General features: G+C 71.7%; 26 protein-coding genes. 17 read left to right on the top strand and 9 right to left on the bottom strand.

From position 1 onward, the window contains the following. Window positions 1-77 precede the first annotated feature (77 nt). Window positions 78-599, top strand: coding sequence for a DUF4240 domain-containing protein (locus OG289_RS15135; RefSeq protein WP_327320681.1), 522 nt, complete (start codon window positions 78-80; stop codon window positions 597-599). Window positions 600-612: 13 nt separating this feature from the next. Here the strand turns inward: OG289_RS15135 and OG289_RS15140 are convergent, their stop codons facing one another. Both OG289_RS15140 and OG289_RS15145 read right to left on the bottom strand, forming a co-directional pair. Next, complete coding sequence (locus tag OG289_RS15140) at window positions 613-888, bottom strand: hypothetical protein (protein WP_327314531.1); 276 nt, start codon at window positions 886-888, stop codon at window positions 613-615. Between the two features lie 72 nt (window positions 889-960). Then, window positions 961-1,812 carry a peptidoglycan recognition protein family protein gene (locus tag OG289_RS15145; protein WP_327314532.1) on the bottom strand — a complete coding sequence of 284 codons (852 nt, stop codon included), beginning with the start codon at window positions 1,810-1,812 and terminating at the stop codon, window positions 961-963. Window positions 1,813-2,011: 199 nt separating this feature from the next. Between OG289_RS15145 and OG289_RS15150 the strand changes: the two genes are divergently transcribed. Then, window positions 2,012-3,196, top strand: a complete 1,185-nt coding sequence (locus OG289_RS15150) for a MarP family serine protease (RefSeq protein ID WP_327314533.1) — start codon at window positions 2,012-2,014, stop codon at window positions 3,194-3,196. A 25-nt stretch (window positions 3,197-3,221) separates the two neighbouring features. On the opposite strand, the gene OG289_RS15155 is transcribed toward OG289_RS15150, so the two are convergent. Beyond that, on the bottom strand, window positions 3,222-3,719 hold the full coding sequence (locus OG289_RS15155) for a GNAT family N-acetyltransferase (protein WP_327314534.1): 498 nt from the start codon (window positions 3,717-3,719) through the stop codon (window positions 3,222-3,224). A 70-nt stretch (window positions 3,720-3,789) separates the two neighbouring features. Here OG289_RS15155 and OG289_RS15160 point away from each other — a divergent pair, with 70 nt between their 5' ends. Together OG289_RS15160 and OG289_RS15165 are read left to right on the top strand one after the other, a co-directional pair. Beyond that, on the top strand, window positions 3,790-4,683 hold the full coding sequence (locus tag OG289_RS15160) for a TIGR01777 family oxidoreductase (RefSeq protein WP_327314535.1): 894 nt from the start codon (window positions 3,790-3,792) through the stop codon (window positions 4,681-4,683). A gap of 161 nt (window positions 4,684-4,844) precedes the next feature. Beyond that, window positions 4,845-6,233, top strand: coding sequence for an NAD(P)/FAD-dependent oxidoreductase (locus tag OG289_RS15165; protein ID WP_327314536.1), 1,389 nt, complete (start codon window positions 4,845-4,847; stop codon window positions 6,231-6,233). A gap of 135 nt (window positions 6,234-6,368) precedes the next feature. Here OG289_RS15165 and OG289_RS15170 read toward each other — a convergent pair whose 3' ends face one another. Then, complete coding sequence (locus OG289_RS15170; protein WP_327314537.1) at window positions 6,369-7,904, bottom strand: regulator; 1,536 nt, start codon at window positions 7,902-7,904, stop codon at window positions 6,369-6,371. Between the two features lie 246 nt (window positions 7,905-8,150). Here OG289_RS15170 and lipB point away from each other — a divergent pair, with 246 nt between their 5' ends. From lipB to OG289_RS15190, 4 genes are all read left to right on the top strand, one after another. Next, window positions 8,151-8,951 (top strand): lipoyl(octanoyl) transferase LipB, encoded by an 801-nt coding sequence (gene lipB, locus OG289_RS15175; RefSeq protein ID WP_327314538.1) that lies wholly within the window; start codon window positions 8,151-8,153, stop codon window positions 8,949-8,951. 73 nt (window positions 8,952-9,024) lie between these two features. Beyond that, complete coding sequence (gene lipA / locus OG289_RS15180; RefSeq protein WP_327314539.1) at window positions 9,025-9,990, top strand: lipoyl synthase; 966 nt, start codon at window positions 9,025-9,027, stop codon at window positions 9,988-9,990. 281 nt (window positions 9,991-10,271) lie between these two features. Further along, a complete protein-coding gene (locus tag OG289_RS15185; RefSeq protein WP_327314540.1) occupies window positions 10,272-10,484 on the top strand; it encodes an SCO2195 family GlnR-regulated protein in 213 nt (70 codons plus the stop codon). 68 nt (window positions 10,485-10,552) lie between these two features. Next, window positions 10,553-11,257, top strand: a complete 705-nt coding sequence (locus OG289_RS15190; protein WP_327314541.1) for a DUF4191 domain-containing protein — start codon at window positions 10,553-10,555, stop codon at window positions 11,255-11,257. Between the two features lie 91 nt (window positions 11,258-11,348). On the opposite strand, the gene OG289_RS15195 is transcribed toward OG289_RS15190, so the two are convergent. Next, a complete protein-coding gene (locus tag OG289_RS15195; protein ID WP_327314542.1) occupies window positions 11,349-11,816 on the bottom strand; it encodes an RDD family protein in 468 nt (155 codons plus the stop codon). Between the two features lie 197 nt (window positions 11,817-12,013). Between OG289_RS15195 and glnA the strand changes: the two genes are divergently transcribed. From glnA to pspAB, 5 genes are all read left to right on the top strand, one after another. After that, complete coding sequence (glnA, locus tag OG289_RS15200; protein WP_327314543.1) at window positions 12,014-13,423, top strand: type I glutamate--ammonia ligase; 1,410 nt, start codon at window positions 12,014-12,016, stop codon at window positions 13,421-13,423. Window positions 13,424-13,532: 109 nt separating this feature from the next. Beyond that, entirely contained in the window at window positions 13,533-13,790 is a 258-nt protein-coding gene (locus OG289_RS15205; protein ID WP_327314544.1) for an SCO2583/SCO2584 N-terminal domain-containing protein, read from the top strand. 175 nt (window positions 13,791-13,965) lie between these two features. Next, window positions 13,966-16,692, top strand: coding sequence for a phosphorylase family protein (locus OG289_RS15210; protein WP_327314545.1), 2,727 nt, complete (start codon window positions 13,966-13,968; stop codon window positions 16,690-16,692). A gap of 140 nt (window positions 16,693-16,832) precedes the next feature. After that, the gene (gene htpX / locus OG289_RS15215; protein WP_327314546.1) at window positions 16,833-17,753 is read left to right on the top strand and encodes a zinc metalloprotease HtpX; all 921 of its coding nucleotides are present in this window, start codon (window positions 16,833-16,835) and stop codon (window positions 17,751-17,753) included. A gap of 5 nt (window positions 17,754-17,758) precedes the next feature. Next, entirely contained in the window at window positions 17,759-18,364 is a 606-nt protein-coding gene (pspAB, locus tag OG289_RS15220; protein ID WP_327314547.1) for a PspA-associated protein PspAB, read from the top strand. 10 nt (window positions 18,365-18,374) lie between these two features. On the opposite strand, the gene OG289_RS15225 is transcribed toward pspAB, so the two are convergent. Continuing rightward, window positions 18,375-18,626 carry a hypothetical protein gene (locus OG289_RS15225; protein WP_327314548.1) on the bottom strand — a complete coding sequence of 84 codons (252 nt, stop codon included), beginning with the start codon at window positions 18,624-18,626 and terminating at the stop codon, window positions 18,375-18,377. A gap of 469 nt (window positions 18,627-19,095) precedes the next feature. Beyond that, window positions 19,096-19,788, bottom strand: a complete 693-nt coding sequence (locus OG289_RS15230) for a TetR/AcrR family transcriptional regulator (protein WP_327314549.1) — start codon at window positions 19,786-19,788, stop codon at window positions 19,096-19,098. Window positions 19,789-19,841: 53 nt separating this feature from the next. Here OG289_RS15230 and OG289_RS15235 point away from each other — a divergent pair, with 53 nt between their 5' ends. Then, window positions 19,842-20,966, top strand: a complete 1,125-nt coding sequence (locus tag OG289_RS15235; protein ID WP_327314550.1) for an FAD-dependent oxidoreductase — start codon at window positions 19,842-19,844, stop codon at window positions 20,964-20,966. A gap of 765 nt (window positions 20,967-21,731) precedes the next feature. Further along, window positions 21,732-22,475, top strand: coding sequence for an alpha/beta hydrolase (locus OG289_RS15240; RefSeq protein ID WP_327314551.1), 744 nt, complete (start codon window positions 21,732-21,734; stop codon window positions 22,473-22,475). A gap of 78 nt (window positions 22,476-22,553) precedes the next feature. Here OG289_RS15240 and OG289_RS15245 read toward each other — a convergent pair whose 3' ends face one another. Beyond that, window positions 22,554-23,894 carry a DUF2252 domain-containing protein gene (locus OG289_RS15245; protein ID WP_327314552.1) on the bottom strand — a complete coding sequence of 447 codons (1,341 nt, stop codon included), beginning with the start codon at window positions 23,892-23,894 and terminating at the stop codon, window positions 22,554-22,556. A gap of 257 nt (window positions 23,895-24,151) precedes the next feature. Between OG289_RS15245 and OG289_RS15250 the strand changes: the two genes are divergently transcribed. Then, window positions 24,152-25,336 carry a winged helix DNA-binding domain-containing protein gene (locus OG289_RS15250; RefSeq protein ID WP_327320682.1) on the top strand — a complete coding sequence of 395 codons (1,185 nt, stop codon included), beginning with the start codon at window positions 24,152-24,154 and terminating at the stop codon, window positions 25,334-25,336. Between the two features lie 55 nt (window positions 25,337-25,391). Here the strand turns inward: OG289_RS15250 and OG289_RS15255 are convergent, their stop codons facing one another. Continuing rightward, a complete protein-coding gene (locus OG289_RS15255; RefSeq protein ID WP_327314553.1) occupies window positions 25,392-25,706 on the bottom strand; it encodes a hypothetical protein in 315 nt (104 codons plus the stop codon). A 140-nt stretch (window positions 25,707-25,846) separates the two neighbouring features. On the opposite strand from OG289_RS15255, the gene OG289_RS15260 reads away from it, so the two are divergent. Next, window positions 25,847-26,206 carry an arsenate reductase family protein gene (locus OG289_RS15260; RefSeq protein ID WP_327314554.1) on the top strand — a complete coding sequence of 120 codons (360 nt, stop codon included), beginning with the start codon at window positions 25,847-25,849 and terminating at the stop codon, window positions 26,204-26,206. Window positions 26,207-26,262 lie beyond the last annotated feature (56 nt).

The raw sequence follows: 26,262 nt of genomic DNA on the forward strand, positions 1-26,262 counted from the left end.
CGAATCCTCTGGAACCCCGGGAATCCCCGGCCTTCCAGGGTGCGTCCCGCACGGTGAGGCACGATGCTGGACGCGTGATGGACGAGACGGAGTTCTGGGAGCTGGTGGACGCCTCCCGCGAGGCCGCCGAGGGCGATCCCGAGGAGCAGGCCGACCTGCTCGTGGAGCGGCTGGTGAGGCTGGACCCGGAGTCCGTGCTCGACTTCGCCCGGCACTTCGAGTCCCGCTACAACCGCGCCTACCGCTGGGACCTGTGGGGCGCGGCCTGGCTGTTGCTGGACGGGGCGAGCGACGACGCCTTCGACTTCTTCCGGTGCTGGCTGATCGGGCAGGGCCGCGAGGTCTTCGAGGGCGCCCTGCACGGCGACCCGGACTCGCTCGCCGACCTGCTGGACGACTTCGACGAGGAGATCGACGGCGACGGCGAGGAACTCGGCTACGCGGCCGACGAGGCCTACGAGCAGCTCACCGGGACCGTCGCCCCGGACCTGGGCATTCCGCCGGCGCCCTCCGAACCCGAGGGCACACCCGTGGACTTCGAGAACGAGGGGTCGCTGGCCGAGCGGTATCCCCGGCTGTGGCAGCGCTTCAAGGAATGAACCGCGTGGGCGGTCACAGCGCGAGCTTGCGGCGGGTGCTGTCCGTCGGGATGTAGGCCTGCGTCTGGTCGACCCGCACCGCGTGGTGCATCGGCGCCTTGTTGGCCTGCTCCAGGGCGGACGCGGTGGCCGCGGCCGGGCCCAGGACGACCGCTGCGACGGCGCAGAGCACGGTCCAGGGGCTGCGGGCGGCCCTCGCCCAGCCCGGCCCCTGCTGCGCGCTCTGCGCGTTCCCTGCGGCCCCCGTGGCCCCCGTGACCCTCGTGGACCGAGTACGGCTGCTGTTCATGATCCCCACCTCCGGTCGGCTTGTGTTGTACATGACCGTAGGACGCCGGTATGGGAGAACCCTGAAGGCCGCCTAAGGGGTTCCTGTGAGCGCCGGCGCGGCCGTTCGGCCCTGGAGGCGGGCGGCCCTCGCGCGGATCTCCGGCAGACGGGCGGTGAGGGCCTTGCCGGGACAACTGGTCATGTAGCCGTCGTTGTGGCCGGCCAGGGCGGGAAGGACGGCGGCGGTGCCCGAGGCGTACCGGCTGAGGCTGTTGCTGGAGGTGAGCCGGACGGTCGTGCGCGGGTCGATGTCGGACAGGCCGAGTTTCCAGGCGGTCAGGGCGGCGATCGCGTCGACCATCGCCTGCGGCACCGGAACCCCGGCGGTGAACGTGCCGAGTGCGGCGATGCCGACCGTGCGGTGGTTGAAGCCCTGGGTGTGGGCGCCGGTGACGGGGCGGTCGACGCCGCCCGCGCGGCCCTCGTAGATGGTGCCGCAGCGGTCGACGAGGAAGTTGTAGCCGATGTCGTCCCAGCCCCGGGCGTCGGTCTGGCCCACGTACAGGTAGCGGATGATGCGGGGCGCGTCGGCGCAGTCGTAGCCGTTGGGCGAGTCGGTGTGGTGGACGAAGACGGCGACGACCTTGTCGTCGTAGCGCGGGGGCGGCTGCGCGTGCCGGGCCAGGCCGTCCAGCCAGGCGGCACGCGGCACGACCGGGGGCCGGGCCGCCTGGTGCGCGGTGGCGGGGCGGGCGGCGTCCGGATGGCCGGCGCGGGCGGCCGTGGCGACGTGGTCGACACCGCCCGCGCACAGCCCGAGGGCGGCGACGGCGGCGAGCCCGGGCAGGCAGCCCAGGAGTACGAGGAGCGGGCCCGGTATCCGCGCCGGGAGCCGCCCTCGCGTTCCCCGCGGACCGCGGGAGGCCGCTCGGAGGGCACACATGGACACACTGTCGGCCGGTTCCGGTCCGTCCGCGATGTGGGCTGTGCCACCTGGTGGAACCAACCTCCCGGTGCACGCCGTTTTACGAGGTACACGCACACGTGGCCGGTTCCGGACGTAAGCGTGGGCGTGATCGATGGGTAGCTGATCACTGGGCCCTTCCCGCGCGTACTAGGGGATCCGAGAGAAAGGGGGCCGCGTGGACCTGCTCGACATCCTGCTGGCGCTGGTGATCCTGGCCTACGCCGGCTCCGGCTACCGGCGCGGACTGGTGGCCGGCTGTATCTCGCTGGCCGGGTTCGTGGGCGGCGCGGTGATCGGCGTGTGGGTCCTGCCGTGGCTGATGAACCTGGTGACACCGGGGACGACGGCGGCCACCGTCACCGCCGTGTTCACGGTCCTCGTCCCCGCGGTGGTCGGGCACGAGCTGGCGGGGCGGCTGGCGCTGCGGCTGCGCCGGGAGCTGGACCGGGGGCCGCTCAGGGTGGCCGACGGGGTCGGCGGGGCGGCGGCGAACGCGGTGGCGGTGCTGATCGTGGCGTGGGTGGCGGCGAGCGTGCTGGGCGCGTCCTCGTCGCCGGTGGTCACGTCGTCGATACGGGACTCACGGCTGTTGGGGGCCGTGCAGGACGCCATGCCGGACACCACGCCCACCTGGTTCTCGCGAGCCACGTCGGCGCTGACCCAGGCGGGCTTCCCGCAGGTCTTCAACCCGTTCGAGAACGAGTCGACGGCCGAGGTCGCCAAGCCCACCGGCGACAGCGTCACGGCGAGCGCGACCAACGCGGCGAAGATGAGCACGGTGAAGATCGAGGGCGTCTCGGGCGACCAGGGCCGCGAGGGCAGCGGCTTCGTGTACGCGGACGAGCATGTGATGACCAACGCGCACGTGGTGGCGGGCATCGACGATCCGACCGTACGGATCGGCGGGGTGGGGCGGTCGTTCGACGCGCGCGTGGTGCTCTTCGACCCGGACAAGGACGTGGCCGTGCTGTACGTGCCGGACCTGAGCGCCCCGGTCCTGAACTTCGACGACGACGCCTCGCGCGGGGACTCGGCGGTCGTCGCCGGCTATCCGCAGGACGGCGACCTGAACCTCCAGGCGGCGACGGTCGCGAACCGGGTGAAGGCGACCGGACGGAACATCTACAACGACGAGATCGTCACCCGCGAGATCTACTCGATCCGCTCCACCGTCCGCCCCGGCAACTCCGGCGGACCGCTGCTGACCACCGCCGGCCAGGTCTTCGGCGTCGTCTTCGCCCGCTCCACCTCCGACGACGAGACGGGGTACGTGCTGACGGCCGCCGAGGTCGCCGACGACGCCGAGCGGGCGTCGACGGCGACGGAGCCGGTGGACACGGGTGACCTGATCACGTCGTAGGCAGGGGGACGTCACGTCGTGGACGTCACAGGGGGCGTCCCATGAACACGTCGTCCACGTACTTCCCGTCCAGCAGGAACTCCTCCGGCAGTACGCCCTCCACCACGAACCCCTCGGACTCGTAGAGCCCCCGGGCCGGGGTGTTGTGGCCGAGGACGCGCAGGGTGATGCGGCGGGCGCCCAGCCTGCGGGCCTCCTCGACGGCCGCGCGGAGCAGTGCCCGCCCGACGCCCCGGCCGCGTGCATCGTCGAGGACTGCGAGGCCCTGGATCTGGCGGACGTGCCTGTTGCAGGCGAGTTCGGTGGGAAAGGCGAGGCGGATGTAGCCGACCATGCGCTCGTCGAGTTCGGCGACCAGGATGTCCTCGGGAGCCTGGCGCTCTCCGAAGAAGGGCCCGTGGGGCGGCTGCGGCTCGGGCATGACCGCGTGCAGAGGGGACCAGGTCAGACGGTCGACGAGGGCCAACGCCTCGTCGTCGGCGAGCACGGCGGTGCGTATACGAGGTGCGGATGGTTCGGGCATGGCCGCCACCCTAAAACGCGCGGCGCCGACCAGACCGGGGTTTTATCCGGTCACCGGGCAGGATGGCCGCATGGAACGTACGCGAATCGCGGTGGCCGGTGCGTCCGGCCTGATCGGCAGCGCCCTGGTGCGGTCCCTGACCGCGGACGGACACGAGGTGACCCGTCTGGTGCGCCATGCGCCCCGGGGCGCGGACGAGGTGCGCTGGGACCCCGAGCGGGGGCAGGTCGACACGGCCGGGCTCGCCGGGTGCGACGTCGTGGTCAACCTGGCGGGGGCCGGGGTCGGCGACCGGCGCTGGAGCGAGGCGTACAAGAAGGTGATCCACGACAGCCGGGTGCACGGCACGTCGGCGCTGGCGAAGGCCCTCGCCTCGCTCGACGAACGGCCGCGGGTGTTCGTGAACGGCAGCGCGATGGGCCGCTACGGCGAGACGGGCGAGCGGATCGTGGACGAGAGCGCGCCCGCAGGCAGCGGCTTCCTCCCGGAGCTGTGCGTGGAGTGGGAGGCGGCGGCCGCTCCGGCCGAGGAGGCCGGCATCCGTACGGTCTTTCCCCGGACCGGGCTGGTCGTGGCGCGCGGGGGCGGGGCCTGGGGCAAGCTGTTCCCTCTCTTCGCGGCCGGGCTCGGGGGGCGGATGGGCGACGGCCGGCAGTACTGGTCGTACATCGCGCTGCACGACGAGGTCGCGGCGATCCGGCACCTCATCGACCGCGACGACCTGTCGGGGCCGTTCAACCTGACCGCGCCCGAGCCGCTGACCAACCGTGAGATCACCGCGGCGATGGGGCGGGTGCTGCACCGGCCGACGCTCTTCACGGTGCCTGCGCCGGTGCTGCGGACGGTGCTGGGCGAGATGGCCGGGGACGTGCTGGGCAGCGCGCGGGTGGTGCCGAAGCGGCTGCTGGAGTCCGGGTTCACCTTCGCGTTCCCCGGGATCGAGGACGCGATCCGAGCAGCCTGATCCCCCGCGTGACCGCATGCGACCGCCGTGCGACCGTGCCCTGTCCATGCGCGACTGTTCTTGACCGATCACGGCCCTAACCTCGATCCGAACTCGGGCATCCCGGACTGCTGTTGGGGGCATGACGTCTCCAGCGGCCGCGCAACCTCGAGGAGGGGCACGTGCTTGAGCCCGCGTACCAGGCAGACGTCGTCGTGGTGGGAGCCGGAGTCGCCGGACTCTCCGCGGCACATCGTCTGACCAGCGCAGGAGTAACGACCGCGGTCCTGGAGTCCGCCCCTTGGGTGGGCGGCCGCATGTCGACGGAGAAGGTCGACGGGTTCCGGCTCGACCGCATCGGACAGCTGCTGTCCACGGCGTATCCCGAACTGGCCCTGACACCGGGGCTGGACGCGCTCGTCCTGCGTCCGTTCGCGCCGGGGGTCCTGCTGCACAGCGACGGGCGCCATCACCGCGCGGGCGCGCAGGCGGGCGCGGGGAGCGCAAGGGGCGCACTGCACGCCGTACGCGCCCTGGCAAGCGCTCCCCGGCCGGGCGCGCTGCCCAGGCCGCGCGTCGGCGCCTCCGTGCCCGTGCGGGCGGGCGCGCCGCTGGGCAGCGCCGTGGACCAGGCCCGGTTGGGCGCCGCGCTCACCCGGATCGCGGCCACCCCCGCCGAACGACTGCTGCGCCGACCGGAGTTGCCGGCCGCGCGGGCCCTCGCCGCCCGCGGGCTGCCCGCCCGCACGATCGACGGGTTCCTGCGTCCGCTGCTCGCCGCGCTGCTCTGCGACCCGGACCTCACCACCTCCAGCCGGTGCGCGGACCTCGCGCTGCGCGCCTTCGCGGCCGGCCGGCTGTCGCTGCCGGAGGGCGGGGCCGAGGTGCTGCCGGAGCTGCTCGCGCGGACCCTGCCGCCGGGCACCGTGCACACCGGCGTGCGGGTCACCTCCGTCTCCACGACCTCGGTGACCACCGCCGAGCACGGCGAGTTCCGCTGCCGTGCCGTCCTGGTGGCCACCGACGCGCGCACCGCGGCGGAACTGCTGCCCGGGCTGCGGGTGCCCGACTTCCACCCGGTGACGGTCGTCCACCACACCACGGACGAGCCGCCTCGGACGGGCGCCTCGCTGCTCCTCGACGCCGACCGGGGCGGGCCGGTCGCGCACACGGCCGTGGTCAGCCGGGTCGACCCGAGCCGGGCGCCCGGGGGCCGCGCACTGATCTCGTCCACGGTCCTCGGCACACCGCCGCCCGGCGTCGACACCGCCGTACGCATGCACCTGTCCCGCCTGTACGGCACCTCGACCGCGCGCTGGGAGACGCTGGCCGTGCACCACACCGCCGAGGCCGTGCCGGCGATGCGGGCGCCGCACGACCTGCGCCGTCCCGTGCGCCTCCTGGCGGGCCTGTACGTGTGCGGCGACCACCGGGACACCAGCACCGTCCAGGGCGCCCTGCACTCGGCGCACCGCGCGGCTGCGGCGATCGTCTCCGACCTCGGCGCCGCCGGTTCCCTGCACACGGCCGACCCCGTGCCGACGTCCCGCCAGGAGCAGGCAGCGGCGTGAACGGTGCCGTCCCTGGGGGCTCCGCCCCCCAGACCCCGCTGTCGGCCCTGAAGGGGCCTCGTCCTCAAACGCCGGACGGGCCGGATCGGGTGGGCGTGGGCCGGGGTCTGGGGGCGGAGCCCGCAGGGACGGAAGTCACCCCAGGGCGGCCACCTTGTCGCGGTAGGTGCGGACCGGGGCCGCGTCCCGGTACGGCTCCAGGCGACGCTCGAAGTCCCTGACGTACTCCAGGGCCCGCACGGACCGCATCTCCGCCGCCTGGCCCGCCGCCTCGGCGGCGAGCTGGCAGGCCTGGTCGAGCTCGCCGAGGCCGAGCCGGGCGGAGGCGAGTACGACGCGGCAGAACAGACGGCTGCGGGCGTACGCGGCGGGACGCAGCTGGAGCGAGCGTTCGGCGTGCTGGGCGGCCGCCCGGAACTGCTGGAGGTCACGGTGGCAGTGCCCGAACTCGTCGGCCAGCTGCGCCTCGTCGAAGAAGCGCGCCCAGTGCGGCACCTCGTCCCCGGTCTTGGCCGCCTCCAGCGCGCGCTCGGCCCGCACGAGCGCGGCGGTCGAGGCGCGCACCTCGCCCAGCACCCCGTGCCCGCGCGCCTCCGCCGCGTGCAGCAGCGCCTGCACGACGGGCGGGGCGCCCGTGCCGACCCCCTGCTGGGCCACCCGCGCGAGCTGCACCGCCTCGCGCCCGTGCCCGAGATAGACGGCCTGGCGGCTCATGGTGACCAGGACGAAGGAGCCGTACGCCCGGTCCGCGGCCGCCTGGGAGAGGCGCAGGGCCTGGACGAAGTAGCGCTGGGCCAGGCCGTGCGCGGCGATGTCGAAGGAGGTCCAGCCGGCGAGCCGGGTCAGGTCGGCGGCGGCGCCGAAGAGGCGGCGGCCGGTCTGCTCGCCGTAGGAGCCGCGCAGCATCGGCTCGCACTCGTGCTCCAGGTAGCGCACGAGGGCCTGCCGGGCGTGGCCGCCGCCGTACCTGTCGTCGAGGGTGCGGAAGAGCTCGCCGACCGAGCGGAGCGCGGAGATGTCGCCGCCGGTGACCCGCTGGCCGGGTCCGCGCTCACTGCCCTGGCCACGCTGCCGCGGGAGGGCCGCCGGCCCGGGCGTGACCTGGGCGGGCGCCGGCGTGGGGTGCGGGAACGAGGGCTGCGGGGACGAGGGTTGCTGGGGTGCGGCGGGCCTGGCGGACGGGCGGCCCTGGACGGGTACCCGGGCGGGCGGCTCGCTGCGGGCGACCTTCTCGTCGGCCCGCCCGATCAGCCAGTCGCGGCTCGGCACGACGAGCCCCGCCGGGGTGAAGGCGATCTTGCGGAGCTCGGCGTGGCTGCCGGAGTCCTTGCGCCAGAGCCCGCCGACGATGTCGATGGCCTCCTCGGGGGTGCCGGCGAACTCCAGGCCCGCGTAGACGGGGGCGCACGCGTCCAGACCGAGGTCCTGGGCCGTGAGCCGACGGCCCAGCCGCCGGGTGAAGACCTCGGCGATGAGGGCGGGGGTGGTGCCCCGGGGCTGCTGCCCGCGCAGCCACCGGGTGACGGACGTCTTGTCGTATCTGAGGTCCAGCCCGTGTTCGAGGCCGAGCTGATCGACGCGACGGGCCAGTCCCGCGTTGGAGAAGCCCGCTTCTGCGATGAGCGCGGCGAGCTGGCGGTTGGGAGTGCGCTGCGCGGGTCGTTCCGTCATCTGCGGTGCGGTCTCCTGCCTCCCGGGCCTGTGACGTGCCCGGATGAAGTGCGCTGATTGCTGTGATCAGCCCTTTTGGCCTCATGAACGGCGCGAATGTAGCGGAGAGTAAGCAGCCCATCGCACATCTCGGCACTCATTCATCCGATCGTGTGAGGATTGGCCGCGGGGCTGACGCGGAGCGCGCGGACGTACAGTGGCTTGGGCGCGTTACGTGCCTGACGACTTTCCAGGGAGGCGCTTGCCGTGAGCGAGTTGCGGTTCGTCCGGATGGGGTTCGGCGGGGACGCCGTCGAGTACCAGGAGGCGTGGGACGAGCAACGCCGGGTGCACGCGGCCCGGTTCGCCGACGAGGTCCCGGACACCGTGCTGCTTCTGGAGCACCCCCCGGTCTACACGGCCGGCCGGCGCACCGCCGACGACGAGCGCCCCCTGGACGGCACCCCGGTCGTCGACGTGGACCGCGGCGGCAAGATCACCTGGCACGGGCCGGGGCAGCTGGTGGGGTACCCGATCCTGAAGCTGCCGCGGCCGGTGGACGTCGTGGCGCACGTACGACGCCTGGAAGAGGCGCTGATCCTTACGTGCGCGGAGTTCGGCCTGGAGACCACGCGGGTCGAGGGCCGCAGCGGGGTGTGGGTGCTCGGCGATCCCGTGGAGCTGCGCCCGTCGCTCGGCGGGCTGTCGCTGGACTTCGACCCCCGGCTCACGGACGACCAGTTCGACCCGCGCCTGAACGGTCCCGAGTACGCCCCCTCCAACGCCGGCCAGCGCCGCGAGGACCGCAAGCTCGCCCAGATCGGCATCCGGGTCGCCAAGGGCGTCACGATGCACGGCTTCGCGCTCAACGTGAACCCGGACAACAAGTGGTTCGACCGGATCATCCCGTGCGGCATCCGGGACGCGGGCGTCGCCTCCCTGGCCAACGAGCTGGGCCGGGACGTGACGATCGAGGAGGTGCTGCCGGTGGCGGAACGGCACCTGAGGGACGTCCTGGAGAACGCGGAGCCGAAGCCCCGCGAGATCGAGAAGACACCGGCAGCCTGACGCCCCAGCCGGCTTTCAAATCCACGGGCGTACCCTTAGGGACGCCGAAGAATCAATCGCTAGGGAGCCGGTCGTGTCCGCAGTCGCACCCGACGGACGCAAGATGCTGCGCCTGGAGGTCCGCAACAGCCAGACCCCCATCGAGCGCAAGCCCGAGTGGATCAAGACCCGGGCGAAAATGGGTCCCGAGTACACGAAGATGCAGAACCTCGTGAAGAGCGAGGGGCTGCACACCGTGTGCCAGGAAGCCGGCTGCCCCAACATCTACGAGTGCTGGGAGGACCGTGAGGCCACCTTCCTCATCGGTGGCGACCAGTGCACCCGGCGCTGCGACTTCTGCCAGATCGACACCGGCAAGCCCGAGGCGCTGGACCGCGACGAGCCGCGGCGCGTCGGTGAGTCCGTCGTCACGATGGACCTGAACTACGCCACCATCACCGGTGTGGCGCGGGACGACCTGGCGGACGGCGGGGCCTGGCTCTACGCCGAGACCGTCCGGCAGATCCACCTGCAGACCGCCGAGCGGGAGGCGGGGCGCACGAAGGTGGAGCTGCTCGCTCCCGACTTCAACGCCGTCCCGGAGCAGCTCGCGGAGGTCTTCTCCTCGCGGCCCGAGGTCTTCGCGCACAACGTCGAGACGGTCCCGCGGATCTTCAAGCGGATCCGGCCCGGCTTCCGCTACGAGCGTTCGCTGAACGTCATCACGGCCGCCCGCGACTACGGGCTCGTCACCAAGTCGAACCTGATCCTCGGCATGGGCGAGACCCGCGAGGAGGTCAGTGACGCGCTCCAACAGCTGCACGAGGCCGGCTGCGAGCTGGTCACCATCACGCAGTACCTGCGGCCCTCGGTGCGCCACCACCCCGTCGAGCGCTGGGTCAAGCCGCACGAGTTCGTGGAGCTGAAGGAGGAGGCCGAGCAGATCGGCTTCTCCGGCGTGATGTCGGGTCCGCTGGTACGGTCCTCCTACCGCGCCGGGCGCCTGTACCAGATGGCCGTGGAGAAGCGCGGGGCGTTCATCGCCACCCAGGCCGTCTGACGCGACGTCACCTCCCTTGCGCCGTACGGTCGCAAGCCGAGTGTGTGAATTCGCGCACAAGACACTACTCGCCAGTAGTGACCGATAAGACGCGGTCCCGGCCGTCCTCGCAGATGAGGACGTACGTCGGGGCCGCGTCAGCGTTTCGGCCCTGCGCATCAAGGCTTCATTCGTGTTTGACCGGTCGGTCACGCACTGGTAACACCAATCAGTGACGCTGCTATCACATCACGTAGACCACGCAGCCCCGTACCCGAAGCCGTCCGAGGGGGACACCCACCATGCAGGCCGCGCCCGTTCGCGCCACCGCGATCCCGACCTTCAGCACCGCACTGCGTGCCGTCGAGTCGCTGCTCATGAGCAGCGGCCAGCGCACCGCCCGTCGCAACGCCTGGACCTCCGTCCTGGAGGACCGCCGTCGTGCCAAGGACCGGGTCGAGGCGCAGCGCGTCCTCGAGGCGGTCACCTCACCCCTGACCTCCACCCGCCCCTGACCATCCCCCTCCCCGCACCTCCCCTCCTGCCGTCGTAGGCGCTTCCGAGGCCACGTAGACTTCGTGGCATGGCGAGAAGTGACAGCGCGGCGGACGCCGCTAACCCCGGGCGACTGAAGCAGATCGCCCTGACGTACAAGATGACCCGTAAGGCCGACAAGACGATCGGTCTTGTCCTCGCGGGCGTCTTCATCCTCATCTTCGGCGTCTTTCTCGCGATCGGTTTCCTGATCGGCCACCCGGTCTACCTCGGCATCCTGGGCTTCCTGCTCGCCTTCCTCGGGACGGCGATCGTGTTCGGGCGCCGTGCCGAGCGGGCCGCCTTCGGTCAGATGGAGGGACAGCCCGGCGCGGCCGCTGCGGTCCTCGACAACATCGGCCGGGGATGGACGACGACCCCCGCCGTGGCGATGAACCGCAGCCAGGACGTGGTGCACCGGGCCGTCGGCAAGGCCGGCATCGTCCTGGTCGCCGAGGGCAACCCGAACCGGGTGAAGAGCCTGCTGGCCGCCGAGAAGAAGAAGATGAACCGCATCGTCGCGGACGTCCCGGTGCACGACGTGATCGTCGGTACGGGCGAGGGCCAGGTCGAGCTGAAGAAGCTGCGCACCACCCTGCTGAAGTACCCGCGCGTCCTGGCCGGCCCCCAGGTGACGGCCACCAACGACCGGCTGCGCGCCATGGGCGACCTGATGAGCAACATGCCGCTGCCGAAGGGGCCGATGCCCAAGGGCATGCGCCTGCCGAAGGGCGGCGGCGGCAAGGCCCGCTGAGCCGCACGGCTTTCCCGGCGGTACGAGGAAGGGGCACCCGGAGTGATCCGGGTGCCCCTTCCTCGTACCGGAGGTTCAGATCCTCAGATCCTCAGATCCGCACTTCCACCGTACGGGCCAGCCGGTCGTGCAGACCTCGGCCGTCGCGGTCCCAGACCAGGGCCGGGACGGCCAGGCAGAGCAGGACCGTGCGCGCCAACGAGCGCAGGGGGCTGACGGCGCCGGTGTCGGCGGAGACCACGCGCAGGCCGAAGAGCCGCTTGCCCGGGGTGAAGCCGACCGTGCCGACCGTCAGGACGCTCATCACGAGGAAGACGAGCAGGGCCCAGTTGCCGGTGGCGGGCCGGTAGCCGTCCGTGATCAAGCTGTATGCGATCAAGACGCCGAGGCCCCAGTCCACGGCCAGGGCGCCGAGCCGCCGCCCGGGGCGGGCGATCGAGCCCGGTCCCTCCTCCGGCAGACCGAGCCGCTCGCCCCGGTATCCGAAGTCGACACCTGCTTCCTCCGCGGCCGCGCGGGGCCCCGAGAGCCACGAGCCGATTGCATCCCTGTTGTCCACCCGACCACGGTACTGCGCCCGTTTCGCGATACGGACAGGTGGGGTACACCGGGCAGGGTCCGGTTAACTTGTGCGAAACAAATGGGTCACGCCCGAGAAATCACCCGTCCCTAGGGTCGACGACAGCGTGTGCCACCGCACTGGCCGCACGAACGAACTACCACCCCGGCTCGACGGCCGGGAGTAGGAGGAGCTGGATGTTCCAGAACGCCGACGAGGCCAAGAAGTTCATCGCGGACGAGGACGTCAAGTTCGTCGACGTCCGCTTCTGCGACCTGCCGGGCGTCATGCAGCACTTCACGCTGCCCGTCGAGGCGTTCGACCCGGACGAGGAGCTCGCCTTCGACGGCTCGTCGATCCGCGGTTTCCAGGCCATCCACGAGTCCGACATGGCACTGCGGGCCGACCTGTCGACCGCGCGCGTGGACCCGTTCCGCCGTGACAAGACGGTGAACATCAACTTCTTCATCCACGACCCGATCACGGGCGAGCAGTACTCCCGTGACCCGCGCAACGTGGCCAAGAAGGCCGAGGCGTACCTGGCGTCGACCGGTATCGCCGACACCGCGTACTTCGGTCCCGAGGCCGAGTTCTACGTCTTCGACTCCGTGCGCTTCGCGACCGGCGCGAACGAGTCCTTCTACCACATCGACTCCGAGGCCGGCGCCTGGAACACCGGTGCGCTGGAGAACAACCGCGGTTACAAGGTCCGCTACAAGGGCGGCTACTTCCCGACCCCGCCGGTCGACCACTTCGCCGACCTGCGGGCGGAGATCTCCCTGGAGCTGGCCGCGTCCGGCCTCCAGGTCGAGCGCCAGCACCACGAGGTGGGCACCGCCGGCCAGGCCGAGATCAACTACAAGTTCAACACGCTGCTCGCCGCGGCCGACGACCTCCAGCTCTTCAAGTACATCGTGAAGAACGTCGCCTGGCGCAACGGCAAGACCGCGACCTTCATGCCGAAGCCGATCTTCGGTGACAACGGCTCGGGCATGCACGTCCACCAGTCGCTGTGGAGCGGCGGTTCCCCGCTGTTCTACGACGAGGCCGGTTACGCGGGCCTGTCGGACATGGCCCGCTACTACATCGGCGGCATCCTCAAGCACGCCCCGTCGCTGCTGGCCTTCACCAACCCGACGGTGAACTCCTACCACCGTCTGGTCCCGGGCTTCGAGGCCCCGATCAACCTGGTGTACTCGCAGCGCAACCGCTCGGCGGCCATGCGTATCCCGATCACGGGCTCCAACCCGAAGGCCAAGCGCGTCGAGTTCCGTGCGCCCGACTCCTCCGGCAACCCGTACCTCGCCTTCTCGGCGCTGCTCCTCGCGGGCCTGGACGGCATCAAGAACAAGATCGAGCCGGCCGAGCCGATCGACAAGGACCTCTACGAGCTGGCTCCCGAGGAGCACGCGAACGTCGCGCAGGTCCCGACCTCGCTCCCGGCCGTCCTCGACTCCCTCGAGCGCGACCACGAGTTCCTGCTCGCCGGTGACGTCTTCACGTCCGACCTGATCGAGACGTGGATCGACTTCAAGCGCACGAACGAGATCGCCCCGCTTCAGCTGCGTCCGCACCCGCACGAGTTCGAGCTGTACTTCGACGTGTGATCGGACCGTGAGCCGTCCGGCGCCCCCGCTCTGTTTCTCAGGGCGGGGGCGTCGTCGTATGGTTTCTGGCACTGTTGTTCGAGAACGGCGTGACGGGGGAGACACGGGGATGCCCGAACAGGACGACGCGGAGCGGGAGTTCGACCTCAAGTGGGCGGACGACGCGACGCACAAGGAACCTTCCGCGCGGGCCCGCATGCTGGCCGCCCGCTGGAAGGAGAACCCTCCCGAACCGGTCCCGTTCCGCGGTGACCCCGGCCCGGTCGCACCACGCCGCTCGTCCTGGGCGTCGACCGCGCTCGTGCTGGGCTGTGTGATCGCGACGATCCTGCTGCTGGGGTACGTGCGGTTCAGGGCGCCGTACTAGATCGGCGCCGTAGGACGACGGCGCCGATCGGAACACCGGGAATCCACCTTACTGCCAGGGCTGTTGGGCTGCGCGGTGCTACTTTTGTGCCTCTTCGCTCACCGTCGGTGTCCAGGTCAACACAAGAACGGTTGGTCCGGTGACAACAGCCCGTCCTTCGCGTACCGCCGTCGTCGTGACAGCGCTTCCCGTGGAGTTCTCCCCGTTGCTGGACCGTCTCAGGTCCGAGCACGCCCGGCCCAAGGGGCAGCGGAGAGTCAACGCCACCGTGGTGCAGTCCTTCGAGCTCGACGGCGTCTACGCCTCCTGGACCGTGCACCTGGCCCAGGTGGGCGTGACGAACGTCGTCGCCGCGCTGGGGACGCACGGTCTCCTGGAAGTGCTGCGGCCGGACGTCGCGCTCCTGGTCGGGATCGCGGGCAGCCTCAAGGACGACATCCCTCCGGGGGACGTCGTGGTCGCCACCAAGGTGTACGAGATCCACGGCGCCAAGGTGTCGGCCGAGGGCCGCGGCGCCCGTCCCGACGCCGTGGACACCTCGCTGTCCCTGTGGCAGACGGCGCTGTACGCGGACGTCCGCAGCAAGTGCCACTTCAAACCGATCGCCTCCGGCGACGTCGTGCTCGACGCCAAGTCCGGGGACATCCGGAGCCGGCTCAGCAGCACCTACCAGGATGCGGCCGCCCTGGAGATGGAGGGTTTCGGTTTCTGCAAGGCGGCCCAGCGCCACCGTACGGAAGCCCTGGTCATCCGCGGGATCAGTGACCGTGCGGACGGCGAGAAGGGCGCGGCCGACGCCGAGGGCGGCCAGCAGCGGGCGGCCGCCAACGCGGCGGAGGTGGCCGTCGCCGTGCTCCTCCAGCACCAGCCCGAAGGCACCGACACGTCGGCGCCGAAGAAGAAGCTCCCCCCGCGCCCTCCGGAGCGCCCCCGGCGCCCCGGGGGAACCAGCGGCCGCACCCCGCGCCGGCCGTACGCGGCGCGGTGGCGCGCCGACCGCTGGAGGAACGGCGGGAAGAACGGCTGGAAGGGCCGGGCGAAGCTCTGGGTGCCCCTCACCGCGGCGGCCGTCGCCCTCGGGATCGTCCTCCAGTCGTGCGGGAACGGTGGGACCGACGGCGGGGACGCCAAGCCGCTCTCCGGGTCGGCCTCCCCCGCCCTGCCGGCCTGTGATGCGGCGAACACCGCGCCCCTCACCATCGCCGCCTCCGTCGACAAGTCGGAGCCCATGCGGCGGGCGGCCGAGGCCTACGGCAACCGGGTCGCGGGCGGGAAGTGCCTGGCGATCAAGGTCGAGGACAAGAACTCGGGCGACGGGATGCGCGCCCTGGTCGGCGGCTGGAGCGAGTCGGACGGGACGAAGCCGGACGTGTGGGCGCCGGCCGGGACTACGTGGCTGTCGCTGGCCAGGGCCGCGGCGAACGGGAAGAACGCGCGGCAGTTCCCGGAGCGGGCGGAACCGATCGTGCAGAGCCCGCTCACCATCGCCATGCCGAAGCCGATGGCCGAGGCGCTGAACTGGCCCGAGCGGCGGTTCACCTGGGCACAGCTGGCCGAGTGGGCGAAGAACGCCGACGGATTCTGGGCGGGTCACAAGAAGCCGGAGTGGGGGCCCTTCAAGCTCGGCAAGACCAACCCGGGCTACTCCACGTCCGGGCTCAACGCGACCGTCGCCGCCTTCTACGCCACGACGGGCACCAGTGGTGAGCTGGGCATCCCGCACATCGACGATCTCGGCAACCGCGCGTTCGTCAAGACCATCGAGCAGGCCGCGGTCCACTACGGCGACACCACCCTGACCTTCCTCTCCAACCTCCGCGAGGCGGACCGCAGCAGTCCCCAGAAGGCCATGTCGTACATCTCCGCCGTAACGCTGGAGGAGAACACCGTGGCGGCCTACAACGCGGGCTATCCCTGTGGCGCGCTCAGCACGGCCGACGACTGTGCGAAGACCACCCCGCCGGACACCCCGCTGGTCTCGTTCTACCCGAAGGACGGCGTCCCGTTCTCCGACCACCCCTATATCGAGCTGAACGGGATGAGCTCCGCCAAGAAGGCGGTTGCCGACGACTTTCTCCGGTACCTGCAGAGCCCCCAGGTCTACGGCAAGCAGTTCGCCCCCTACGGCTTCCGCACCCACGAGGGCACGATCCCCCAGGGGTCCGCGCAGCTCGTGGAGGCCAACGGAGTCCTGCCCAAGGCGCAGTTCACCCGTATGCCGATGCCCAGGGGCGACGTCCTCAGCCATCTGCTGGAGGTCTGGCCCACGCTGCGCCGACGCGCCAACGTCCGCATCGTCATCGACACCTCGGAGTCGATGAACGACGTGATCCCCGGCACCGGCGACACCAAGATGGAGCGCCTGAAGCAGGCCCAGGCCACGCTGTTCGGCGAGTTCACCGGCACCGACCGGGTCGGTCTGTGGAAGTTCTCCGACGCCTTCGTCCTCGGCGGCGACACCGACTACAAGGAACTGGTGCCCCTCGGCCCGTACAACCAGAAGCTGGCCGCAGGCACGCGCGCGGAGCTGCTGGCCGAGAACGTCCACAGCCTGGAGCCGGAGGGCGCGACCGGTCTCAACGACACCCTCGACGCCGCGACCAAGGCCATGCGGGACGACTACGACCCCCAGGCCATCAACGCGATCGTGCTGCTCACCGACGGCCACAACGAGGACGTCGGAAGCCTGACGCAGGCGGAGCTGCTGAAACGGATCGGCGACCCGGCCCAGCACCAGATCCGTGTCTTCACCATCGCCTACGGGAGCGAGGCCGACGAGGACGACACGAACGGCAGGAGCGCCCTCGAGGAGATCGCGAACGCCAGCGGCGGGAAGGACTACGACGCCAAGAGGGCCGAGACGATCGAGCAGGTCATCACCAGCGTGATCTCCAACTTCTAGCGTGATCTCCCGCTCGTTCCTCCCCCGCTCGTGCTCCTTCTCGTTCCTTTACTCTCCGCAGGGCCGATCTCGGTCTGTCCATGGGCGGCGCAGGCGCACAATGGGCAGTGGGACGAGTGCCTGACTGCGGGGTGATGCAGATGCAGAGCCGTTTCCGGAGCGATCGGCGGCTGACCGTGCGGATGACGGTCACGTTGTTCCTGCTCGGGCTGCTGTACGTGGCCTTCGTCGCCGCGTTGATCGTGTTGCTGAAGTCGTGGCTGCTGGTCGTGGTGCTCGTGGGGGCCCTGTTCGTCGCGCAGTTCTGGTTCTCCGACCGGATCGCCCTGTTCGCGATGCGCGGGCGGGTCGTGGAACGGGACGAGTATCCCGAGCTGCACGCCGTCGTGGACCGGCTGTGCGCCATCTCGGACGTGCCGAAGCCCGTCGTCGCCGTGTCCGATATGGACATGCCCAACGCGTTCGCCACCGGACGCAATCCGCACAACGCCGTGCTGTGCGTGACGACAGGGCTGCTCAGGCGGCTGGAGCCGGCCGAGCTGGAGGGTGTGCTCGCGCACGAGCTGTCGCACGTGGCGCACAAGGACGTGGCCGTGATCACGGTCGCGTCGTTCCTGGGCGTGATCGCGGGGCTGATCGTGCGGTTCGCGTTCTACTCCCAGCTGTTCGGCGGCGGGCGCAGGGACCAGAACACCGCCGTCGTCTTCGCCGCCGTGATGGCTGTCTCCGCGGCCGTGTACGCGCTCAGCTTCCTCCTCATCCGGGCCCTGTCCCGGTACCGGGAGCTGGCGGCGGACCGGGCGGCCGCGCAGCTGACCGGCCGTCCCTCGGCGCTGGCCTCCGCGCTGACCAAGGTCTCCGGCGACATCGCCCGCATCCCGACGAAGGACCTGCGGACGGCCCAGGCCTTCAACGCCTTCTACTTCACCCCGGCGACCGGCCGGGAGCCCGGTATCGAGCGGTACTTCTCCACCCACCCGAGCCTGGAGCAGCGGCTCGAGCAGCTGGGGCGGATCTCCGCCGAGCTGGGCGAGGCGGCCACTCCGGGGAAGGCGGGCTGAGGCGCATGGGCCTGCTGGACATCCTGCTCGGCCGGACGAAGCCGGTCGTGCCCGACCTCGATCAGCTGTTCGCGCTGCCGTCCGCGGCGGTGACGCTGGAGGCGGCGGCCGGCTTCACCCCGACCGGGCACGGTGCCGTGTGCTTCGCGACCGTGGAGGGCTCGGCCTTCGAGCAGACGCACCGCGAGGTCCAGGCCCTGCTCGACGCCGACACCGAGCGCACCGGTCCCCCGGTGCGGCTCGTGCGCGACGGCTACGGCTACTCCTGGCTGGTCTCGCAGCGCGCCCCGGACGAGCTGTCCGCCCTGGTCAACGATCTGCACGCGGTGAACAGCGCGATGGAGGTCAACGGCTTCGGACCGCAACTGCTGTGCTCCCTCGCCGGTTTCGAGGAACAGGCGGGCGGGGCGGAGGCCGAGGGCGGGCGTCGGCTGGCGCTCGTGTATCTGTACAAACGCGGCTCGTTCTACCCGTTCGCGCCGCTGCCCGGTGGTGGGCAGCGGCGCGACAACCCGCTGGAGTTGCAGGTGAAGGCCGCCCTTGCCGGCGACCTGCGGATCGAGCAGGACCTGAGCCGCTGGTTCCCGGTGTGGGGAGCCCCCGGCCTCTGAGCCGGCCTTGCTACTTGCTGCGCTCCCGCTCGTAGCGACGCTCCCACTTGGCCTGAAGGTCACGGCGCGCACGGTAGGCCTTGTACGAGGTCGGCGCGGTGCCCGGGCCCGGGGTGGAGCCCGGCGAGGAGGTCGAGGACGACGAGCCGCGCCCGGACTGCACGTACACGTAGAGCAGGGCGACGGCGGCGAGCCAGTAGAGGGGGTTTCCGAATCCCAGGACGACCAGGACGAAGGTCCCGGAGATGATGATGATGCCCATACCAGTCAGCGTAGGGAGGCTGTCACTCACCGTGCATCTCCTTTTCCCGGGCCCCGGTCGACCAGGTGATCCAGGAACCGGCAGGCCGCCGCGACCTGTTCGCCGTCGCCGTCGACCAACCACACGCGCCGTACGACACCGCCGTCGCGTTCCTCGACCACCCGCACACCGGCCTCCCCGAGCCCGCACCCGGACAGCCCGACGAGACCTGCGCCTCCACCGCCACGGCGCCCGCGCACACGTCGCTCGAAGGTGTCCGGACAAGGAGATCCTGGGCCGCTGCGCCTTCACCCGCGCCGACTCGGGCGCCGGCTTGCGCCCCTCCCCGACCCGACCCGACCTGACCCGAGAAGCGGACGCTCCCGGCGCCCCGATGGCAGCACCAACGTCATGAAGTGGTGGCGGCGCAAGCCCGCACGGCCCGTGGACACCGACCCCGACCTCGCTCACATTCGGCAAGAGCCGGGCGTCACGCCGGCGGCCGGGTGAGTTTGGCGGCCACGGCGTCGAGGACCCAGTCCAGGCCGGTCGCGAAGGATGCCTCGGCGTCCACGTCCGTGCCGTCGTACACGGCCTTGGCCAGCGCCGGGAAGCGGCCCGTGGCCAACATTCTCGTCACATGCGGGCCGGAGGCGCGCTGCCAGTCGTGCTTGGACAGGCCCGTGGCGCGCTCGGCCCGCAGGTTCGCGATCTCGCGCCTGATCGCGCCGATGAAGTAGGCGCTGACAGTCTCCACGGCGCGCATGACGGTGTCGATGTCGGCGAGGCCGTCGAGGGCGGCCAGCGTGGCCTCGGTCACGGCAAGGCGGTTCGGGCCCAGGGCCGGGCGACCGCCGAGAAGGTCGGCCAGCCATTCGTGACGGAGAGCGGCCTGCCTGGTGCGCTGGGCGAGGATGCGCAGCGCCTCCCGCCAGTCGCCGGGCTGCTCCTCGGGGCGGATCTCGGCGTGGACCTCGTCCACCATGAGGTCGAACAGTTCCTCCTTGGTGGAGATGTATCTGTACAGCCGCATCGGGCCGGCGTCCAGGCGGGCGGCGACCTTGCGCAAGGACACCGCGTCCAGCCCGCCCTCGTCGGCCAGCGCGATGGCGGCGGCGACGATCCGCTCCCGGTCGAGCGGCACGGGTTGATTCGGCGGCTCCGGCCGGTCCCACACAGTCATGGTCACATCGTACTGTTGCGATGCACCGTACTGAAGAAATACAGTGTATCGACATGAGACATCGCATCGCAGTGGTCGGGAGCGGTCCTGCCAGCCTCTCCTTCGCCCGCGTCCTGCACCGCCATGACTACCCCGTCACCGTCCTCGAACGCGATCCCGCCCCCGACGCCCGCCCCCCGGGCGGCACGCTGGACCTGCACGAAGGGCTGGGCCAGCTCGCGCTGGACAAGGCGGGGCTGCTGGCGGAATTCCAGGCGCTCTCGCGTCCCGAGGGACAGGCCATGCGCATCCTGGACACGGCCGGGACCGTCCTGCGCGACTGGCGACCCCGTCCAGATGACCGGGCCAATCCCGAGATCGACCGCAGGCAACTCCGTGACCTGCTGCTCGGCCCTCTCGACGTCCGGTGGGGGCAGGGCGTGACACAGGTGGTGCCGGGTACCCGGGACGGCGCACTCGTCCATTTCGAGGACGGGCGACAGGAGACGTTCGACCTCGTGGTCGGCGCGGACGGCGCCTGGTCCCGGACCCGCCCGGCAGTCTCGCCGGTGACGCCGCACTACACCGGCGTCACCACGGTCGAGACCTCCCTGGACGACGTCGACACCCGCCACCCCGACCTCGCCCGGTTGATCGGCGACGGCTCCGTGGCTGTGTACGGCGTGAACCGAAAGCTCGTCGCCCAACGCAACAGCGGCGGCCACGTCAAGGTGTACGCCCAGTTCCGCGCGCCGCTGGACTGGCACGCGAACCTGGACCTGGCCGACGTCGAGGCCGTGCGATCGAGTCTGCTGGCTCTGTTCGGCGGCTGGGCCGCTCCCGTCCTCGACCTCCTCCGCCACGGCACCGCTTTCGTCCACCGCCCCCTCTACGTCCTGCCCGTGTCCCACACCTGGGCCCACGTCCCCGGGGTGACGCTGCTGGGCGACGCCGCCCACCTGATGCCCCCGTTGGGGGCGGGCGCGAACCTCGCGATGCTGGAAGGCGCCGAACTCGCCGAGTCCATCGCCGCCGCCCCCGGTCCTGGAGATCTGGACGAGGCCGTCCGCGCCTTCGAGGAACAGATGTGGGCACGGGCCGGCAGGTGGGCGAAGATCACGACGGCCGGTCTGGAACGCCTCGTGGGCCCGGACCCCGCCGAAGCCCTCGCCCTCTTCGACCAAGTCCAGCCATCCTGACTGCCAAGCGCGAGAGCACCAGCACTCACAGCTCGCCACGGCTTCACGGGACAGTACGGCACCGCCGCGGTCCCTTCCGGCAAGACCACCGCCCGCACGAACCCCGCCACAGGGCGGGCCGAAGCTCTGCACGAACCCGCAGAGCCGGACCACGGTGGCGCCGTCCCGGCCGCGCATGCTGATCATCGTCAGGCCCGGCGGGAAGGAACAGTTGGCCACGCCCAGCAGGAACGCCCACAGCCAGGGCGCGGCGGCGGGGGCGGCCCACAGTGCCGCGTAGCCGGCCAGGCCGCACGGGCCGATGGCCGCCGCGATCCCGCTCTGGTCGCGCAGCTTTCCGGCCGCGGCGGACCGCGCGAAGGACAGGGGTACGCCGAGGAGCGAGGTGCCGGAGAGCAGCAGGCCCGCGGTCCCGGCGGACAGTCCGGAGTCCCGGAACATCTGGGGCAGCCGGCCGATGGCGACGTAGGCGGAGCTCGCCTGGAGCCCGAAGGAGGCTGTGAGCGCCCGGGCGGTGGGGTCACGGGAGATCCGGCTCCGGGGGCGTGGCGGCGGTTCGTCGCCGTCGTCCGCCGTGTCCGTCGCCGCAGTACCTGCCGCCGCGTGCGCCGTGTGCGGCGCCGCGTCCCTCGTCGGCTCGGGGTGGCGGGCGAGGGCGATCCAGGGAGGGACGGCCATGGCGGCCGGAACCGCCCAGGCCCCCAGTCCTTACCGCCAGTCGCCGCCGAACGAGGATCCCCCACACCCTCGGCATACCCTCGGCACATGAGCGAACTGACCTCTTTCACACACGAGTTCGACGGTGAACGGCTCAGCGGCATCCAGGGCGGCGGTGACGGTGACGGCGGTGGTCCGGGAGGGGCCACCGCCGTCCTGCTGCACGGGGCGGGCAACGGCAGCAAGGAGCGACTGCTTCCGGTGATCCGGGAGTTCACGTCCCATGGCTGCCGCGTCCTCGCCTTCGACTTCTCCGGGCACGGCGAAAGCAGCGGCGCCCTCGGGGAGTTGAGCCTGCGCCGGCGCTTCGAGCAGGCGGTCTCCGTGATCGACGCCCACGTTCCGGCGGACGGGCCGCTGGTGCTCGTCGGGTTCAGCATGAGCGGACAGACGGTGGCCGACCTCGCCGCGCTCTACGGCGCCCGGGTGACGGCCCTGGGGCTGTGCTCGCCCGCGGTGTACGCGGCCGAGGCGTGGAACGTGCCGTTCGGGGAGGGTGACGGGGAGTTCAGCGCGATCATCCGCAGTCCGGGGAGCTGGCGGGAGGCGCCCGCGCTCGACGTGCTGCGGGCGTACGAGGGCCGTGCGGTGCTCGCCGTGCCGGGCACCGACACCGTGATCCCGCCGGAGGTGACCGAGGCCGTCCAGGAGGCGCTCGCCGCCCGCGCCCGGTACACGAGGTTCGAACTCCCCGACGCGGGCCACCGGTTGGGCCTGTGGTTCCATGACCACGCCGACGACCGAAGGGAGTTCGTGACGTCCCTGATGTCCCCGCAGCCGGTACGGAACTGATCCGCCGGTACCGAGCCGAGCTGCCGGTACCGAGCCGAGCTGCCGTTACGGAGTTGGGCTGCCGTTACGGAGTTGGGCTCAGATCCCCGGCGTGGCCGTCACCAAGCCCGCGTCGATCGCCGCGCCCAGGGCCGCGTGGTCGGCGGCGGTCTGGGCGGCGTAGGCGAGGGCGAAGTCGGCGACGGCGCGTTCGAAGGTTTCGGAGCCGCCCAGGTAGCCGGCGATGGCGAGACGATCACCGGAGCGGGCGTGCGCGCGGGCCAGGGCGGTGCCGCACAGCCGGGCGTACACCAGGAGGTCGGCCGGGGACATACCGGCGACGTCGGCGGAGCCCTTCATGTCGCGCAGCTGGCGCCAGTAGAAGGCGCGGCCCTGCGGCCCGGTCATCCAGCCCAGGAAGATGTCGCCGGCGGCCTGGAGCAGCCGCTGCCCGGCGACGACCCGGTGGCCGGGATGGACGTACGGGCCGTTCGGCAGGTATTCCTCGAGGACGGACGCGCGCGCCTCCTTGATCTGGAGGAACAGCGGATCGTCGGTGTCGCGCCCGGTGAGCAGCACGACGAAGCAGCGGGTGCCGACGCTGCCGACCCCGACGACCTTGCGGGCGGCGTCGACGAAGCGGTAGCGGTCCAGCAGCACGCGGCGCTCCTCGGCGAGGGTGGAGCGGTAGTCGCTGAAGATCTTCCGCAGCGCGGCGCCGTCGGCGGCGCCGGCCGGTTCGAGCAGCGGCGGGTCGTGGACGATGCGGCGGTGTCCGCCGACGACCTCCGTGAGCTTGCCGACGGCCTGGAGGCTGGTGCGGCGCCGGGCCCGGGTGAGGCTGGCCTCGACGCGCTTGCGGTGGCGGGCGGAGCGGAGCAGGGGCAACAGCCGGTCGACGTCGATCCGCTCGTACCAGACGGCGAGCTCGCCGAGCCGGGACAGCCGGCTCATGGCAGTGCGGTAGGCGGCCACCGACTCCAGGGCGGCGCGGTGCACCCTGGTCTCGGGGTGGCCGTTCTCGCGGGCGGCCACGGCGACGGAGACGGCGAGCCGTTTGACGTCCCACTCGAAGGGGCCCGGGAAGGTCTCGTCGAAGTCGTTGAGGTCGAAGAGCAGCGCCCGCTCCGGGGAGGCGTACACCCCGAAGTTGAGCAGGTGCGCGTCACCGCACAGCTGGACGGTCAGGCCGGTGTGCGGCTGTGACGCCAGATCGGCGGTCATGACGGCTGCCGAGCCGCGCAGGAAGGCGAACGGCGAGGCGGCCATCCGCCCGTAGCGGATCGGCAGCAGCTCGGGCAGCCGGTCCCGGCCCTGCCGCTCCAGCACGGCGACGGGGTCGGCCCGGTCGACGGGCGGGAGCCAGGCCGCGTGGGCGGAACGGGGGACGCGTTTACGGGCGTCCCTGCCGCGCCGGCCACGGTCGGCGGGGGCGTTCATCCGCGTCTCCTGCGCATCACGCCTGCCTCCCGGTCCTCACGGCACCTGCGGCTTCCTGTTCGCAGTGAAGGACGGGAGGGGGACGTCCGCATGTCGGGTACGCCAAACGGGTGACGACGGTGGCGGGCCCGACTGTCAGTGGCGTCGGGCAGGATGCGGACAGGGACGAGCGCCGGACAACCGCATGCCGACCGGACGACCGGACGGCCGAACGGGACGGCGGCATGACGGCACGGCGACGACGGGTGGAGGCCGGGATGGGTGACGGGCTGCGGTACATCGGGGTGGCGGAGCGGCGGGCCAGACTGGCTCTGCGGCACCGGCTGGCCCCCGAGGCACGGGTCGCGACGCCCGAGGCGGTGGCCGACGCGCTCGTCGCCCTGCACGGCAGCGACCCGGCGACGGTGTACCTGGCGGTCGGCGCCCGCCTCGCCGACCCGGCGGCGACCGTGCCGGAGACCGACCGGGCGCTGTACACGGACCGGACCCTCGTGCGCATGCACGGGATGCGGCACACGGTCTTCGTGTTCCCGACGGAGCTGACGGCCGTCGTGCACGCCTCGACCGGCCTCGCGGTCGCCGCCCGGGAGCGGGCCTCCCTGGTGAAGGACATGGCGAAGGCCGGCGCCCCGGACGCGGCCTGGCTGAAGGAGGTCGAGGAGTCGGCGCTGGCCGCCCTGGCCCGGCTCGGCCAGGCGACGGCGGCCGAGCTGTCCCGCGAGGAGCCGCGCCTGCGGGAGCAGTTCGTGTACGCGGCCGGGAAGAGCTACGAGGGCGTCCACACCGTGGTGACGCGGCTGCTGAGGGTGCTGGGCGTGGAGGGCAAGGTGGTCAGGGGACGCCCCCTGGGCTCGTGGACGTCGAGCCAGTTCCGCTGGGCCGTCGCCCCCGAGCACCCCGAACTTCCGCTGGCGGACGCCCAGTCGGAGCTGCTGAGACACTGGCTGACGGCCTGCGGCCCGGCCACGGAGGCGGACCTCAAGTGGTGGACGGGCTGGCGGGTGACGGACGTCCGCCGGGCGCTGACGGCGATCGGGGCGCGGGCGGTGACGCTGGACGAGGGCACGGGGTACGTCGTCGAGGGGGACGAGGATCCGGTGACCGGCGCCGGGGAACCGTGGGCGGCCCTGCTGCCCGCCCTCGACCCGACCGCGATGGGCTGGCAGGGCCGGGACTGGTACCTGGCCCCGGAGCTGCGCCCCGCCCTGTTCGACTACAGCGGGAACGTGGGGCCGACGGTGTGGTGGGACGGCCGGGTGGTGGGCAGTTGGGCCCAGCGCCCCGACGGGGAGATCGCGTGGCGGATCCTGGACGAGGAGGGCGTGGGCACGGAGGCGAGGGCGGCGATCGAGGCGCGGGCGGAGCGGTTGGGGGCGTGGCTGGGGGCGACCCGGGCGACCCCCCGGTTCCGGACGCCGGTGGAGAAGGAGTTGGCGGGGTGACCCCTGGCACGCCGGTGCCGGGCGCCGTCACGAACGACGGCGCCCGGCACCCGCCTCACCGCGAGTAACGCAACAGCGCCCGCACCATGTGGCACGTGGTGTCCGACGGCGGGTGAACGCCGATCAGTTGTGCCGTGCTGCGGATCTTCTCGTTGCGGGCCTGGTTGGGCATGTACACCCCCAGGTCGAGCAGGGCTATGGCAAGGCGCATCGCCTTGAGGCGACGGTTGTGCATGACATACCAGTCGCGCGGACGCCCGGGCGGCAACGGCCGCTTCTCGACGGGCACATAGGGCAGATCGAGCTGGACGGAACGCTTCGCGGTGGACTGGGTCGCGGGCGGCTTCGGCTTCAGTGCGGCAGCGGGCACAGGCATCCTCCTGTCGCGGTCAGGGCCCCGCCGGCACCTCCGGCGGACCCTCGAACACTGCTTCTATTCTACTGCCCACCACTGACAAAAGCCCCTGATCACAGGGGCTTTCGGCGCCTTCGACCGCTACCGTGTGACCCATGGAGATCTGGATCAACCCCGCCTGTTCCAAGTGCCGCAGCGCCCTCACCCTCCTCGACGCCGAGGGCGCCGACTACACCGTCCGCCGCTACCTGGAGGACGTACCGAGCGAGGACGAGATCAGGGAGGTGCTCGACCGCCTCGGCCTGGAGCCCTGGGACATCACCCGCACCCAGGAGGCGGCCGCCAAGGAACTCGGCCTGAAGGACTGGGCGCGGGACGAGAGCGCGCGCGGACGCTGGATCACCGCGCTCGCCACGCACCCCAAGCTCATCCAGCGCCCGATCATCACGGCGGACGACGGCACCGCACTGGTGGCACGCACGGACGACGCGGTACGGGACGCTCTGTCCCGTTAGCCGGTTAGTCAACGGTTCGTCGGGCGACGGGAGTCGAGGTGCGCCACGCTGTTACC

The sequence above is a fragment of the Streptomyces sp. NBC_01235 genome (assembly GCF_035989285.1).
GTDB lineage: Bacteria > Actinomycetota > Actinomycetes > Streptomycetales > Streptomycetaceae > Streptomyces.

What these genes read in the sequence shown, in the direction of transcription:
- pspAB (WP_327314547.1), top strand. Translation starts at nt 17,759, where the DNA reads ATGGGCCTGCTGGACATCCTGCTCGGCCGGACGAAGCCGGTCGTGCCC.
- OG289_RS15205 (WP_327314544.1), top strand. Translation starts at nt 13,533, where the DNA reads ATGCCCGAACAGGACGACGCGGAGCGGGAGTTCGACCTCAAGTGGGCG.
- OG289_RS15155 (WP_327314534.1), bottom strand. Translation starts at nt 3,719, where the DNA reads ATGCCCGAACCATCCGCACCTCGTATACGCACCGCCGTGCTCGCCGAC.
- glnA (WP_327314543.1), top strand. Translation starts at nt 12,014, where the DNA reads ATGTTCCAGAACGCCGACGAGGCCAAGAAGTTCATCGCGGACGAGGAC.
- OG289_RS15140 (WP_327314531.1), bottom strand. Translation starts at nt 888, where the DNA reads ATGAACAGCAGCCGTACTCGGTCCACGAGGGTCACGGGGGCCACGGGG.
- OG289_RS15160 (WP_327314535.1), top strand. Translation starts at nt 3,790, where the DNA reads ATGGAACGTACGCGAATCGCGGTGGCCGGTGCGTCCGGCCTGATCGGC.
- OG289_RS15170 (WP_327314537.1), bottom strand. Translation starts at nt 7,904, where the DNA reads ATGACGGAACGACCCGCGCAGCGCACTCCCAACCGCCAGCTCGCCGCG.
- OG289_RS15240 (WP_327314551.1), top strand. Translation starts at nt 21,732, where the DNA reads ATGAGCGAACTGACCTCTTTCACACACGAGTTCGACGGTGAACGGCTC.
- OG289_RS15250 (WP_327320682.1), top strand. Translation starts at nt 24,152, where the DNA reads ATGGGTGACGGGCTGCGGTACATCGGGGTGGCGGAGCGGCGGGCCAGA.
- OG289_RS15230 (WP_327314549.1), bottom strand. Translation starts at nt 19,788, where the DNA reads ATGACTGTGTGGGACCGGCCGGAGCCGCCGAATCAACCCGTGCCGCTC.
- OG289_RS15225 (WP_327314548.1), bottom strand. Translation starts at nt 18,626, where the DNA reads ATGGGCATCATCATCATCTCCGGGACCTTCGTCCTGGTCGTCCTGGGA.
- OG289_RS15145 (WP_327314532.1), bottom strand. Translation starts at nt 1,812, where the DNA reads ATGTGTGCCCTCCGAGCGGCCTCCCGCGGTCCGCGGGGAACGCGAGGG.
- OG289_RS15185 (WP_327314540.1), top strand. Translation starts at nt 10,272, where the DNA reads ATGCAGGCCGCGCCCGTTCGCGCCACCGCGATCCCGACCTTCAGCACC.
- OG289_RS15260 (WP_327314554.1), top strand. Translation starts at nt 25,847, where the DNA reads ATGGAGATCTGGATCAACCCCGCCTGTTCCAAGTGCCGCAGCGCCCTC.
- OG289_RS15190 (WP_327314541.1), top strand. Translation starts at nt 10,553, where the DNA reads ATGGCGAGAAGTGACAGCGCGGCGGACGCCGCTAACCCCGGGCGACTG.
- htpX (WP_327314546.1), top strand. Translation starts at nt 16,833, where the DNA reads ATGCAGAGCCGTTTCCGGAGCGATCGGCGGCTGACCGTGCGGATGACG.
- OG289_RS15235 (WP_327314550.1), top strand. Translation starts at nt 19,842, where the DNA reads ATGAGACATCGCATCGCAGTGGTCGGGAGCGGTCCTGCCAGCCTCTCC.
- OG289_RS15245 (WP_327314552.1), bottom strand. Translation starts at nt 23,894, where the DNA reads ATGAACGCCCCCGCCGACCGTGGCCGGCGCGGCAGGGACGCCCGTAAA.
- OG289_RS15135 (WP_327320681.1), top strand. Translation starts at nt 78, where the DNA reads ATGGACGAGACGGAGTTCTGGGAGCTGGTGGACGCCTCCCGCGAGGCC.